The sequence below is a fragment of the Cytobacillus sp. FSL W7-1323 genome (genome assembly GCF_038595015.1).
Taxonomy (GTDB): Bacteria; Bacillota; Bacilli; order Bacillales; family Cytobacillaceae; genus Cytobacillus; species Cytobacillus kochii.
In genome coordinates this window covers 1226092-1240656 of record NZ_CP151998.1, presented here as the reverse complement: position 1 = coordinate 1240656, position 14565 = coordinate 1226092, and the positions used below count along the sequence as shown (strand labels likewise).

Genomic DNA, 14565 nt, shown 5'->3' with positions numbered 1-14565 from the left:
TCCTCACTCTACTAATTAATTTCGTCATCCGATGAAAAGTTTCCTTTGTCTAATGGAAAGAAAAAGTGATGACTTGCATATAAGTGTAATGAAAGGGGTGGATCATTATCGCTTATTTATGGATAGCAACAAGCGCTTATTTACTCATCGTTGGTTTGGCTGCTGGCGTTTTTGTTTACACATTAAGGTACGCGCTTCATTCAAAAGATTCTACCCAAATAGATGAAAAAAAAGAAGAGATAGATGACCTCTTAAATTAAATATTTTAAGGCTGTGACCACCACCGTCACAGCCTTTCTTTTTACTTATTCATTGCTTTTTCAATAGCCATGGAAAGCTGTGAAATAATATCTTCGTAATGTTCAATACCAATGGAGATTCTAATCAAATGCTCATTAATGCCTAACGCCTCACAAGTTTCTTCTGGTACCGCACGATGCGAAGTTGTAATTGGATGTGAAACAGAAGATTCAACACCAGCTAAAGTAGGAACAATTTTTATCCACCCTAGTGAACGGAAAAAAGTTGATACATCAGCTTGTTGTTTCAGTTCGATCGTGACCATTGCCCCGTATCCATATGCTCCATTTTGTTCGAAGGGATAATAAACTCTCTCCACTCCTTCATGAATAAGTAAAGCTTCTGCTACTTTTTTCGCATGATAAGATTGTTCCTTCATCCTTAATGCTAATGTCTTTGCTCCCCTTACTGTTAACCATGCTTCAAAAGGACTTAAGTTCACGCCAAGATTTACGACTTTTGCTGCAGCCAGTTCGATTAACTCAGTACTACCAACAATGACACCAGCAGTGACATCACTATGCCCACCAATATATTTGGTCGCACTATGAACAACCATGTCTACCCCAAGCTCAATCGGCTGACAATGAAACGGTGAAGCAAATGTATTATCAATCAATGTCTTCAGATTGTATTTTTTCGCCAATGATACAACAGCTTTAAGATCTTCTACTCTTAATAAAGGATTAGTAATTGATTCTGTATATAAAAGCTTCGTGTTATCTTTGATTGCCGCCTCGACTTGCGTCATATCGCTAAAAGGAACAATTGTTACGTCAATACCGAATTGCGTGAGCTCTTCCACAATAAGATGAAAACTTCCTCCATACACATCATCAGTAGCAATAATATGATCACCATTTTTAGCCACTGCTAATATTCCTACCATAATGGCACCTAAACCTGATGCAGCTGCAACTCCTGCTGCTGCACCTTCTAATCTTGCGACAACTTCTCCTAACTCATCAGTGTTTGGATTGCCTGATCTCGTATACAAGTAGTTGCCGTTTCCACTATAAAAACCCTCTAGTTCTTCTAAACTTTTAAAAGTAAATGCAGATGTTTGATAAATCGGTGTTGCTTTACTTTGAATTGTGCGCTTTTCTTTTTTATCTCCATGTAATAATGCCGTCTCAAATTTCATCCTATTGAATCTCCTTTTTATACACTAAAAGTATAAATCACCTTGTTTTATTTTCATAAATTTCTTAATTCTATCATTATAGCTCACTGTACTTTTTTACGTCAATTGAGGAAAGAAGTATAAGAAACATCCATAAGGCTATATTAAACGGAGATATATATTTTAGAGGTGATTGTATGAATAATGAAAAAAATAATATGCCGAAATACCCTCAATCGTACTGGTTGGAAGCAAAACAACTCCAATATCAATCATTGGACGGTAACACTAAAACAGATGTAGTTATCATTGGCTCTGGTATAACAGGGATTACTTCAGCTTACTTATTGGCTAAAGAAGGGTTGAAAGTGATTTTATTAGACGCCGGGGAAGTTTTAGCAGGAACGACTGGCCATACAACTGCAAAAGTGACTGCACAGCATGGTTTAATATATGACGAGTTGATTGAACATTTCGGCATAGAGCAAGCAAGACTGTATTATGAAGCCCAAGCTGATGCAATAAAAATGATTGAAAAAGAAGCAGCAAATATAAATTGCGATTTTAGTAATGAAAGCTCTTTTATCTATGCAACCAATGATCAATACAGTGAAAAATTAACTTTTGAATATGACGCCTATAAAAGATTGGGGATTATAGGGCAATTAAAAGAGAGTATCCCATTCTCCATTCCAACTACAGGTGTGCTTGAAATGAACAATCAAGCACAATTTCATCCGGTTAAATATTTAGAAGGCTTACTTAAGCGTTTCATCGACTTAGGAGGTACTGTTTATGAACAAACAACGGTCGTTGATATCGAGGAAGGTAAACAACCTGTTGTCATAACAAATAAAGGGCATCGTATTTTATGTAACTATGTTGTTATGGCATCCCATAGCCCATTTTTAAAATGGAAAGGTTTATATTTCTCCAGGCTTTTACCTGAACGGTCCTATGTAATTGCTATCGAAAGTGACGACGATTTTGAAGGAAACATGTACTATTGTGCCAATAACCCTGTCCGTTCGATCCGTGCTACAACTTCAGAGGAGACTGGTAAGAAACTTATTCTTATTGGCGGAGAGGGTCATAAAACAGGAAAAGGCATTAACACTTATCAACATTACGAGACATTACAGGCTTTCTCTAATGAGGTCTTCGGGGAAAAGCCAATCACCTTTCGCTGGTCTGCACAAGATTTAACTTCATTAGATAAAATACCTTATATTGGTCCTATCACATCTAATGAAAATAATATCTTCGTGGCTACTGGTTATCGCAAATGGGGTATGACAAACGGTACAGCTGCCGGAATTTTGTTAAAAGATTTGATAACTGAACAGCATACACCTTATCAGGAACTTTTTAACCCATCGAGATTTCATGCGAACCCTAGTATTAAAAACTTTATCACTTATAATGCAGATGTTGCAGGACAATTAATAAAAGGGAAACTCGAGCCAGAATTTAAGCACCCTGAGGATCTAGCAAATAATGAAGGCGGCCTGGTGAAAGTGGATGGAAAACGCCGAGGCTGTTACCGCGATGATGATGGCCAACTTCATATTGTTGACACAACTTGTACTCATCTAGGTTGTGAAACAGAATGGAATGCCGGCGATCGCACTTGGGATTGTCCATGTCATGGATCCCGTTTTTCATATGATGGCGAGGTCATTGAAGGTCCAGCAACTGAACCTTTGGAAAAGATGGATTAACGCATATGACCATAAAGGTAAGGTAAGGTAAGCTAAGTTTTGGAAACTTTTTAAATGTTTTTCTTTTAACTGGATTAGTGCGGCTTCCAGATAGAATAATGTCACATAAGTGGTTGAAAAAAATTGTACATTCTTAATTAATCAAAATCGGCATCGATAGATTGAAGATGTTTCCATTTCATCTTGAAATGTAGCGATATAGAACAAAAAGAAAAAAATCCGCAACCATCAAACCTTGTTGCGGATTTTCTATGATTTCTTATTGTAGCGTCTTACACCATTACTCCTTAGCGTCTTTTTTCGTTTGATTGACGTTCTGGATTGACGATTTTTCCGCCGTGCATTATTTTCTCTTCTAATTGAAGATTTAATTCTTTAGCAAAGCGCTTTAAATCTCTTTCTTCATTCATGGTAACAAGTGATACCACTGTTCCATCTGCACCAAAACGTCCTGTTCTCCCTGAGCGATGGATATACTGCGTTTTCTCACGTGGTAAGTCAAAGTGGATGACATGAGTAATTCCCTTAATATCTAAACCTCTCGCTGCTACATCTGTTGATAAAAGTAAGCGAGCATCCTTTTTCCTAAAGCCATTCAAATTTTTAGATCTTTCGAATTTATTTAAATCACTGTGAAGTACATTTACGTGAATATGGTTATACTCTAGCTTTTCTTTCATAATCATGATATTGGGGATATCCTTAACAAATACCAGCGCCTTCAAATGATCCATTCGAGAAAGCTTTTCCAATAATTTAACTTTTTCCCGTTGTTCCACGTTAAAGTATATATGCCCCACATCACCTGCTGTAATCGTCTCATCTTTTTCAATGGTGATAACTTCTGGTGATTTCATCCAACCTTTAGCTTCTACTTCTATTGTTTTAGGTAAAGTAGCAGAAAACAGCACTACTTGTCTTTCCTTTAAAGTCGCTTTTATTATACTTTTCACATGCTCAAGATGTTCGGGAATGAGAAGCTGATCGCCTTCATCAAGGACAACTGTTTTCACCGCATGCATTTTTAATTTCTTTTGCTTAATCAATTCAAGTATTCTGCCTGGGGTACCCAAAACGATATGTGGACGTTGTTTTAATTTTTCTAACTGTCTCCTTACATTCGCACCACCGATAAACGATGCACTACGGATATTACTATCTCTTCCCCACTTTTGTGCTTCACTTAAGATTTGCATAATTAACTCTTGGGATGATGCGAGAATAACTACCTGCACATCCTTGCTTTCTGGTTGAATCTTTTCTAAAACAGGTAATAAATACGCTAACGTTTTTCCGGTACCTGTTGGGGATTGAGCAATAAGATCTTTTCCCTCTAATACTACTGGAATCGCCTCTTGCTGTATATTTGTTGGTTGTTTAAATTGCGATTGTTCCCATACTTTTTTAATAAACGGCTTTAGTTCGCCAATAACTTCCATAGATGATATAACTCCTTTATTTAACGATAAACAGTTTAAAACGACTTCATGCAGATGAAATACGTTTATAATACATAATATAAAGGTATCCTGTTCAAATAACAATGGCTCATGTTAAATCGACTTTCGTTATTTATAAGGTAATGTCGTATAAAAACCTTTTCCTTTTTATTTTGGTTGAGTTCGTTTATGATAAATTTAGTGTTACGAAATGTTCAAATGAGAAAGAAGTGTTCGTTCATGATCCATCCACAAGTAAAGACAAATATTAAAATTATGTGGTTTGCCAACTTCTTTGTTTCAGCTAGTATGACGATGGTCTTGCCCTTTATATCATTATATATTGAAACCTTTGGTCAGTTTTCCGACGCTTATATTCAAAGATGGTCGGGTTGGATTTTTGCCATTACATTCGTTACTGCCTTTATTGTAGCTCCAATTTGGGGAAGAATTGGTGATTTGTATGGAAAGAAAAAGGTGTTAATCATTTCTGCTTCAGGAATGGCCCTTTGTATTTTCCTATTAGGTTTTGCGACAAGCGTATGGCATTTGTTTTATCTAAGGCTATTTATGGGTATCTTCACAGGTTTTATTCCCCTTTCACAAGCTTTTATTTCTACACAAACACCAAAAAGAATGGCAGGACAAGTGCTTGGCACCTTACAAACAGGAAGTATCACAGGCTCTCTTTTAGGACCTTTAATCGGTGGTGCACTAGCTGACATGGTCGGTTTTTCTTCTACTTTCAATTGGACATCATTAGCCATTTTTATTTCTGCGATTCTTGTTATCTTCACGAAAGAATTTCAAATCAATGAAGTGAAGAAATCAGAGAAGCAGAATTATACGAGTAAAGAAGTATTAAAACATATACTTACAAACCCTGTCCTTGTGACTGTTTTAATCTTATCGATGTTGATTCAAGTCGCTCATTTTAGTATTCAACCGATTCTGTCCCTTTATGTCAGCGAAATACATGGCCCAGAAAATTTAGCTCTATATGCAGGTATTGCTTTTTCCGCAGCTGGTGTAGGTAACTTAATGATGTCAAAAACTTGGGGAAAGCTTGGGGACAATTATGGTTATATTAAAATATTAATGGCCTTATTGTTTTTAGCTGGTATCGTCTATTTTCCAGGTGGATTTGTCACTGAAATGTGGCAGCTTATTATCATTCGTTTTGCACTCGGGGTAACTATTGGAGGAATTATACCTGTGCGTATTGCCTATATTAGACAGGCTGCACCTATAGCCATGCAAGGAGAGGTGCTGGGATATAATACTAGTTTAAGATTTCTAGGAAATGTCATCGGACCAGTTATGGGAGGAATGGTTGCTGGGGCCTTTGGGTTTACTGCCGTTTTTATTACTACAAGTCTATTACTGATTGCAAGCGGGGTTATCCTTCTCGTTTCGGTTATGAAAAATCCTAAGTATTTAAAGAATTCTAGCACGTCATAATCATATATAAAAGAGGTTGCTACTTGAATATAGCAACCCCTATTTTAATTATTTTACTCTAGGGTAACCAAATCCTGATGCATAGTCATCGCCTGTTGTTGCACCAACTCCACCTTTAATATCATAAACCTTGGCACGATTTTGTAATTCTGTTCTTAAAGTAGATTTACTCCAAGAAGGATTCGCAGCCCAAATCTTTGCTGCTAAACCAGCTACATGTGGTGTAGCCATTGAAGTACCACTGATTGTGTTATAACCGCCATTATACCAAGTGGATTCCACTGCTGCACCTGGGGCAGACACTTCAATATCACGCTCTTGAATGACATAATCTCCATCAGTTGATGGGTTACCTCTTGATGAGAAATTCGCTACGCGATAAGTCCCATTTTGTTGCACATTCTCTAAAGCTGCAACGGCAACTGCATTGACCAATGCTCCTGGATAACCAATTGTATTACTACCTGAACCACTGTTTCCTGCCGCAGCAACAACTAATACACCTTTATTGTATGCATAGTCTACTGCACTTGAGATGAGTGAATCTTTACCGGAAGAGCCAAGAGACATATTAATAACTACTTTAGAGCCTGTGCTAGTTGCTTGATCTGCTACGTGTCTAATCGCTGCAGCGATATCATCTGAATAACCAGAACCGTTATCACCTAACACTTTATATGCCCATAGCTTCGCATCAGGAGCTACTCCGTAAACACCTTGTCCATCACTACCACCATGTGCTAAAACAGTTCCTGCTACATGTGTACCATGTCCTTGACGATCAGTACAAGAGCCATTTACAAGTGGGCTTGATTGTGTAAAGTCTTTACACTGTTCTGCTGATCCTGCTAAATCAATATGATTTGTATAAACACCTGTATCAAGCACAGCTACTTTGATACCATTACCACCTGATGTTGCTGTTAAAGATTGATTATTATAGATTGATTTTATTCCCCAAGGTGTTTGTGAACTTGGCACAGCTGTTACTTCTGCTTTCGACACTTCTCCTGTTACTGTTGCTATACTCATTTCATTTACCTTTTGTACTTCGACATTTTTTGTCGCTTGTAATGTTTGTAACTCCTTAGCACTCACATCTGCAGTGAAGCCTTCTTTACCAAAGTCCCATCGTTTTTCATACTTTGTTTCTAATGCATTAACAGAATTGCTAGGGGCTTGTATCAATACGCGATATGTTTCACTCCCTTTTGCTTCATCTGAAACTTGTGCAGAAATACCTGATGTAAATACGGACATCCCTAACGTAAGACTAAGTAGTGCAGCTGCTACTGTTTTCTTTTTCGTCATTTACTTGTTCCTCCCCAAATTGTAATGTCTTACTTAGGGGTAATTATATTTCAAAAATTCAGACTACAACAATGTGTAAAATTCAGCATTTATTTATTTGTAAAAAACAGTAAATTTGACATATTTTTTTCCAAGTAGCAGGCCATCAGACATTTTTTTCAACATTAAATCAGGTATTTTTTTCCATAAAATCAATATTCATGATAATTACCCTTTTTATTACTCGGAATTAAAAGTGAATTTAGGTCTCTAGAAAGGTATAAAAGTGTAATATTACATCATTATCTTCCATTAATTTGAAGGAAAAAGTGATTTTTGAGCTCCTTCCCTTTAGAAAAGCACTCATTTTTTTAGTGGATACAATATCCGACGATTTTTTATGTTGGATAAAAGAAAGAGTGAACGAAGTTTTTTAGTTTCTTCGTTCACCCTTATTACTCATTTACCTATTTGAAAAACGATTTTTCCTAGTTGTTTTGCTTGTTCTAATCTGGCAAATGCCTTTTGATAATCTGCTAACTGATAAACTTGATCCATTACTGGCTTGATTTTATGATCGTTCATAAACGTAATCATTTCTTTGTATTCTTCAGCACTTCCCATTGTACTACCAAGAATGTTTTGCTGTGCGTAAAAGAATTGTCGAAGATTTACTGTCACCTCGTCACCTGTAGATGAACCGAAAATTACTAGTGTGCCTCCTTTACGAAGAACAGCTAAGGATTGGTTGAAAGTTGCAGCTCCAACTGATTCGATGACTAGATCCATTTTGCCCCCAATTTCCCCTTGCCAATCTGCCCCACTATCCAGAGCTTCTTTAGCACCTAATGATAAAGCTTTTTCTCGCTTTTCTTCTGAACGAGAACTAACGTATACTTCCGCACCAGCTGCTACAGCAAATTGTAAAAGAGAAGTAGCCACTCCTCCACCAATGCCAGGGATAAATACTTTCATCCCAGACTTTACTTGCCCTCTTGTAAATAAGGCACGATAAGCAGTTAAACCTGCTAATGAAAACACGCCTGCCTCTTCCCATGACATATGTGGAGGTTTAGGGAAAGCATTAATGGCAGGAATAACAATATGATCGGCAAAAGTACCGTGATACGGAAAGCCAACAATTTCAAACCCCTCTGGTGGTGCGTCACTATTTTTTTCCCAGCCTAATCCTGGATTAATGACAACCTCATCTCCGACTTTAATACCCGTCACCTCTGCACCAATTTCCACCACGACCCCCGCACCATCAGAACCTAATACAAGTGCTGGTTCAGTTGATTGATGTCGATGAAGAATGAATAAATCTCTATGGTTTAATCCAGCCGCCTTTAATTCAACTTTTACTTCTTTATCACCAACAGTAAAATCATTTACGTCCTGATAACCCGTTCCATTCAATCCTGCTTCACCTTTATGTATCACTGCTTTCATTCGTTCCCACACTCCTTTTTTATATCTATCATAAGGGTAATCTATTGTTGTGAAAAGTGATAAACCTTAAGAAAATTGCATATCTCATCCAGTCAGTTTCAACAAACACAGGGAGATTCTAATTAAAGCAATTCAATAGCTCATCTTAAAAAAACAAAAAAAGAACGGCACGACTAGATATCGCTACCGCTCTTCATTTGATTTACTTCGTAATAATAATCGGGCCTTCCTTCGACACGATAACTGTATGTTCACATTGCGCAACAAAGCTTTTATTAGGTGTAATGAAAGTCCAGCCATCACTTTGTTCACGAACTTCTTCATCTCCAGTGGAAATAAAGGGTTCGAAAGCGATAACCATCCCTTCACGTAATAATTGATTATCCCAGTTATCAAAATAATTAAGAATATGATCTGGCTTTTCATGTAAAGAACGACCAATTCCATGGCCAGTTAAATTCATAATAACATTAAAACCATTATTTTTTGCTGTTTGGTAGACAGATTTTCCGATTCGATTAAGTTTCGTACCTGGCTTTATTTTTTTTAGGCCCTCATCAAAAGCTTTTTGCGCTGTTTCACATAAAGACTGTAGTTTCTCATCCCCATTACCTACAACGATTGATAAACCTGTATCAGCGAAATAACCATTTTTTGATCCAGATACATCAATATTAACTAAATCTCCATCTGCAATGACTCTATTTCCAGGGATACCGTGTGCTACTTCCTCGTTTACACTAATACAAGTATATCCTGGAAAGTCATACTCACCCTTTGGACCAGATAATGCCCCATGCTCTTCAAACATCTTTCCAGCTATCTCATCCAATTCTTTAGTTGTGACGCCAGGCTTTGTTTGAGCAATCATTTCATCTCTGATTAAAGCAACAATTTTCCCAATTTCCTTTAAACCCGCTAAATCTTCTTCAGTTTTTACAATCATAACGATTCCTACCTTTATTTAGTCTCTATCTATATTATAGTCTATTTATCATTAAGAAAAAAAGGATTCCAGTAAGTTTGTAATTGTACTATTTTTTAGAAAACAACCGCTTGTTTTCGCCAAAAAAAATACAAGCCCTTCATCAGGCTTGTATTTCAAGCATATTATAGTTTAACTACATTAGAAGCTTGTGGGCCACGTTGACCTTCTTCCACTTCAAATGTTACGCTTTGTCCTTCATCAAGCGTTTTGAAACCTTCCGTTTGGATAGCTGAATAATGTACGAACACATCTTGTCCTTCTTGTGTTTCAATGAAACCAAAACCTTTTTCTGCATTAAACCATTTCACTTTTCCTTCTGCCATGAATAAATCCTCCTTATGTATAACACATAAATTATGACTATTCTTGTGGAACATACATGAAGCAAACGTCTACAAACGCATCCTACTTACATTCCGAACAAAAATAATTTCTTTCATAATAGCAGAAAGTGGAAAAGAATGCAAAGGTAAAAGCGGGAATTTTTCGAAAATTTTTATGATACTTAGATATTTTACCCTTTTAATGTATGATAGATGTATATATGACGAAGGAGTTTTCTTATGTTTGAATTGTTCATTACTATGTTAGAGAGGCTAGGTATTATTGTTACCATAGCCTTTATTCTAACACGGTTCCAATTTTTTCGAGATATGATTTATAAGGAAAATGTAAAAAAAGATTTACAATTAAAAGCGATCTTATTTTTTGGTTTTTTCGGAATAATCGGGACGTACACAGGTTTATCTTTAAATGCTGAGACATTTAATATAGACAGATGGGCATCTAATTTAACAAGTGAAGAAGCAATTGCTAACTCACGCGTAATAGGTGTTGTTTTAGCTGGGCTTTTCGGTGGTTATAAAGTAGGTTTGGGTGCTGGATTAATTGCTGGAATCCATCGTTTTACACTAGGTGGTTTTACTGCCTTTTCATGTGGATTAGCAACGATTATATCCGGACTAATAGCAGGCTATTTTCATAAGAAGAAAGACCATGTAAAGCTATCTTCTGCCTTTTTTATAGGAGCTACTGCAGAAGCCGTTCAAATGCTTCTTATTCTCCTTCTTTCGAGGCCGTTTGAAAAGGCCGTCTCTTTAGTTGAAGTAATTGGTGTTCCAATGATTATTGCAAACGGTGTAGGATCAGCCTTATTCCTCCTTATCATTAAAAATGTAGTGAATGAAGAAGAAAAGGCAGGAGCACTACAAGCGCAAAAGTCATTACGAATCGCTGATCAAACTTTATCACATCTTAGGAAAGGAATGACACAGGTCTCCACTAAGGCTGTGTGTACCATATTATTAAGGGAAATACATGCAAAGGCAGTCGCCATTACAAATAAACATGTGATTCTTGCCCATGTTGGTTCAGGTGATGATCATCACCGAGTAGACCACCCCATCCAAACAGAAATCACAAAGGAAGTAATTAATAATGGTAAACTAATAGTAGTAGGTAATGAAGAAATACAATGTCAAAATGAGCATTGTCCACTTGGAGCAGCTGTCATTGCTCCCCTAAAGCAACGCGGGCAAATCATCGGTACTTTAAAGGTATATTTCACCTCTGAGAAGGAAGTGACTAATTTAGAAATTGAGTTGATCTCAGGTTTAAGTGTGTTACTAAGTAATCAGCTAGAAATAGCCGAAGCAGATAAAGCATTTCAATTGGCTAAAGAAGCAGAAATTAAAGCTTTGCAAGCGCAAATTAGTCCCCATTTTCTTTTTAACACATTAAATACCATTGTCTCTCTCGTCCGTATTGATGCCGATAAAGCAAGAAAACTGCTTATTACTTTGTCTCAATTTCTAAGGCAAAACTTAAATGCAACAACCGCAAACCGTATCACTTTGGAACAAGATATTCTTCATATGAAAGCCTATTTAATGATAGAACAAACGAGATTTGAAAACAGAATTCAAGTCGATTATTATATTGAAAATGAAGTTCTTAATAGTAAGATTCCACCGCTCACCTTACAGCCTATTGTAGAAAATGCAATTAAACATGCATTTAAGCAAATGAACAAAAATTGTATGATTAAAGTACAAATTAAACAAATGAACAATGAAGTTGCTATATCTATTAAAGATAATGGTCTTGGTATTGATCATGATCGGTTAAAGCAAATTGGGAAAGAACCAATCGCATCAAAAATAGGCACAGGTCTTGGATTATACAATGTAAATAGAAGGTTAATCATGACATTTGGGGAGAACGCCCGATTACACATAAATAGTGAAGAAAACAATGGAACGGAAATAACTTTTAATATACCAATGGGGGAAAAAAATGAAGACAAAGATTAAAGTGCTCGTTGTAGATGATGAACCGTACAGCCGGGAAGAATTAAAGCATTTGTTATCCATATTTGACTCTATTCATATTGTTGGCGAAGCTGATTCTGGAGAAGATGCCATCATACAAACGATTCAATTACAGCCAGATATCGTTTTTCTTGATATCGAAATGCCCAAAATGGATGGCATGCAAACAGCTAAAAGTTTAATGGAATTCAAAAATCCACCTAAAATCATATTCGCAACAGCTTACCCTCAGTTTGCTGTAGAAGCTTTTCGTTATGAAGCGATTGATTACTTACTGAAACCATATGATGAAGAGCAAATCTCTGAAACGGTCAGCCGGATCATCAAATATTTAAAACCAATAGATCTACCTAAGCAAAGTAAATTAGCTGGAAAGCTAGCAATTGAAGACAATGGAGAAATTATTTACATCGAACCTAAAGATATTATTTATGTTTATAAGGAAGATAAATTTTCACGAATCATAACTGTAGATAATGCCTATGAGACAAAAGCATCATTAAAAGAGCTAGAAAATCGACTATCTACTTATTCTTTCTGTAGAATACATAAAAGCTATTTTGTTAATTTAAGATATATTAATAAACTTTCTCCTTGGTTCAATGGGGCATTTCAGTTAGAGCTAAAAGGATCGAATGAAAAACTTTCTGTCAGCAGAAATTATGTAAAAGATTTAAGAACAAAACTAGAAATATAGGTCATGGAGCTCAATTAATTATCAGACTATTTACACTAAAAAATGCATCTTAATTTAATTTAAGGACCTCTTAATCACGGATTTATACATGTTATGCTCAAAATACTCAACCTTGAATCATAGTCATTTATAATAAATGAAAACGTATACATTAACAAAGGGGGCAATGCTATGATTACATTTTTTTCTTGTATTATCTTATTAATTATTGGGTATTTCACCTATGGTAAGTATGTTGAGAAAGTTTTTGGGGTGAAAGGAGCTAGAGCAACACCTGCATTCACACACAAAGATAATGTCGACTATCTACCTATGAGTACATCTAAAAACTCACTTATTCAATTACTTAATATTGCTGGTACAGGTCCAATTTTCGGGCCAATTTTAGGTGCTTTATATGGACCAGTCGCGTTTGTTTGGATCGTTATCGGTTGTATCTTTGCAGGTGCTGTACATGACTACTTAACAGGTATGATTTCTATAAGAAATCGCGGAGCTCACTTGCCTGAGTTAGCTAGTAAATTTTTAGGAAAAGTTATGAAGCATGTCGTAAATGCTTTTGCAATACTATTGTTATTATTAGTAGGTACAGTCTTTGTTTCTACTCCTGCTAGTTTATTACACCTTTTAATGGACGGAAAAGTCGCACTAGGTCTTATTATCGGATTTATTTTTCTTTACTATATTTTAGCAACACTCTTGCCTGTTGATAAAATCATTGGTCGTCTTTATCCTTATTTTGGTGCGTTATTAGTAATTAGTGCATTGGGGGTTGGTATCGGTCTTTTAGTCACAGGTGCACCTATTCCTGAGCTTTCTTTTCAGAATTTTCACCCTGACAATGCTCCTTTGCTACCTTTATTATTCTTTACCATTTCATGTGGGGCGCTATCTGGATTCCATGCTACCCAAACACCCATCATCTCTAGAACAACTCAAAATGAGACGCAAGGAAGAAAGATTTTCTATGGAATGATGATTGCAGAAGGTATTATTGCCATGATTTGGGCCGCAGCTGCAATGAGCTTATTTAATGGTTATGGTGGCTTAAATGAAATGCTTGCTGCCGGTGGTCCTGGTGCAGTAGTTAGTGAAGTATCTACAACTTTACTTGGAGCAATCGGTGGTACATTAGCTGTGTTAGGGGTAGTGGTACTTCCTATCACTTCAGGCGATACCGCATTTAGAAGTGCTAGAATGATAATTGCCGACTATATTAAGTTTCCTCAAGTTAAGTTCTCTAGTCGATTATGGATTGCTGTACCGTTATTTGGAATTTCCATGGTACTTACCCAAGTCGATTTTAATGTATTATGGAGATACTTCAACTGGGCAAACCAATCAACAGCTGTAATTGCATTGTTTGTCGGTGCTATGTACTTATATATTGCTAAAAAGAATTACTTTATCGCTTTAATACCAGGTAGTTTTATGTTAGTGATGGTAATTACGTATATCTTAAATGCCCAAATCGGCTTTGGTCTCTCTATGACTACTTCTTGGATAGGTGGAGCTATAGGCGCTATCGTTTTAATTACAATATTCTTTATTGCTGCACGGAAAGCTAGAGCTAATAAAATTCCATTGGAAGAAGATATATCTAATTGGAATAATAGTGTAGCTTAATGTTTCATATCTTTATATGAGTCTCTGATTAACAATCAGAGACTCTATCGTTAGTAATGTCAGTTCTATATTATTACAATTTAAATGGACATAGGCTCATAGTAAAAAAGGTGCTTTCACAACGATCATTTACAGTGA

The 14565-nt window shown here is 36.3% G+C and carries 11 protein-coding genes; 5 read left to right on the top strand and 6 right to left on the bottom strand.

Features of this window, described 5'->3' with window-relative positions; translation table 11 throughout:
• Positions 1 to 301 precede the first annotated feature (301 nt).
• Positions 302 to 1444 (bottom strand): PLP-dependent aspartate aminotransferase family protein, encoded by a 1143-nt coding sequence (locus MKX67_RS06430; protein ID WP_322910030.1) that lies wholly within the window; start codon positions 1442 to 1444, stop codon positions 302 to 304.
• 176 nt (positions 1445 to 1620) lie between these two features.
• On the opposite strand from MKX67_RS06430, the gene MKX67_RS06425 reads away from it, so the two are divergent.
• Positions 1621 to 3144 carry an FAD-dependent oxidoreductase gene (locus MKX67_RS06425; RefSeq protein ID WP_095370117.1) on the top strand — a complete coding sequence of 508 codons (1524 nt, stop codon included), beginning with the start codon at positions 1621 to 1623 and terminating at the stop codon, positions 3142 to 3144.
• Positions 3145 to 3431: 287 nt separating this feature from the next.
• Here the strand turns inward: MKX67_RS06425 and MKX67_RS06420 are convergent, their stop codons facing one another.
• Positions 3432 to 4583, bottom strand: coding sequence for a DEAD/DEAH box helicase (locus MKX67_RS06420; protein WP_322910029.1), 1152 nt, complete (start codon positions 4581 to 4583; stop codon positions 3432 to 3434).
• A 219-nt stretch (positions 4584 to 4802) separates the two neighbouring features.
• Between MKX67_RS06420 and MKX67_RS06415 the strand changes: the two genes are divergently transcribed.
• The gene (locus tag MKX67_RS06415) at positions 4803 to 6044 is read left to right on the top strand and encodes an MFS transporter (RefSeq protein ID WP_233435346.1); all 1242 of its coding nucleotides are present in this window, start codon (positions 4803 to 4805) and stop codon (positions 6042 to 6044) included.
• A gap of 48 nt (positions 6045 to 6092) precedes the next feature.
• Here the strand turns inward: MKX67_RS06415 and MKX67_RS06410 are convergent, their stop codons facing one another.
• From MKX67_RS06410 to MKX67_RS06395, 4 genes are all read right to left on the bottom strand, one after another.
• Positions 6093 to 7355: a S8 family serine peptidase gene (locus MKX67_RS06410; protein WP_095370120.1), complete on the bottom strand. Its 1263-nt coding sequence runs from the start codon at positions 7353 to 7355 to the stop codon at positions 6093 to 6095.
• A gap of 438 nt (positions 7356 to 7793) precedes the next feature.
• A complete protein-coding gene (locus MKX67_RS06405) occupies positions 7794 to 8786 on the bottom strand; it encodes a zinc-binding dehydrogenase (protein ID WP_095370121.1) in 993 nt (330 codons plus the stop codon).
• A 202-nt stretch (positions 8787 to 8988) separates the two neighbouring features.
• On the bottom strand, positions 8989 to 9732 hold the full coding sequence (gene map, locus MKX67_RS06400) for a type I methionyl aminopeptidase (protein ID WP_095370122.1): 744 nt from the start codon (positions 9730 to 9732) through the stop codon (positions 8989 to 8991).
• A gap of 164 nt (positions 9733 to 9896) precedes the next feature.
• The gene (locus MKX67_RS06395) at positions 9897 to 10097 is read right to left on the bottom strand and encodes a cold-shock protein (RefSeq protein ID WP_095370123.1); all 201 of its coding nucleotides are present in this window, start codon (positions 10095 to 10097) and stop codon (positions 9897 to 9899) included.
• A 240-nt stretch (positions 10098 to 10337) separates the two neighbouring features.
• On the opposite strand from MKX67_RS06395, the gene MKX67_RS06390 reads away from it, so the two are divergent.
• The 3 genes from MKX67_RS06390 (at position 10338) to MKX67_RS06380 (ending at position 14427) form a co-directional block, all read left to right on the top strand.
• Entirely contained in the window at positions 10338 to 12086 is a 1749-nt protein-coding gene (locus tag MKX67_RS06390) for a sensor histidine kinase (RefSeq protein ID WP_095370124.1), read from the top strand.
• Positions 12070 to 12801, top strand: coding sequence for a LytTR family DNA-binding domain-containing protein (locus MKX67_RS06385; protein WP_307317561.1), 732 nt, complete (start codon positions 12070 to 12072; stop codon positions 12799 to 12801). Before MKX67_RS06390 ends, MKX67_RS06385 begins: the two co-directional genes overlap by 17 nt.
• 171 nt (positions 12802 to 12972) lie before the next feature.
• Entirely contained in the window at positions 12973 to 14427 is a 1455-nt protein-coding gene (locus tag MKX67_RS06380; RefSeq protein ID WP_095370126.1) for a carbon starvation CstA family protein, read from the top strand.
• The last annotated feature ends 138 nt before the right edge of the window (positions 14428 to 14565 follow it).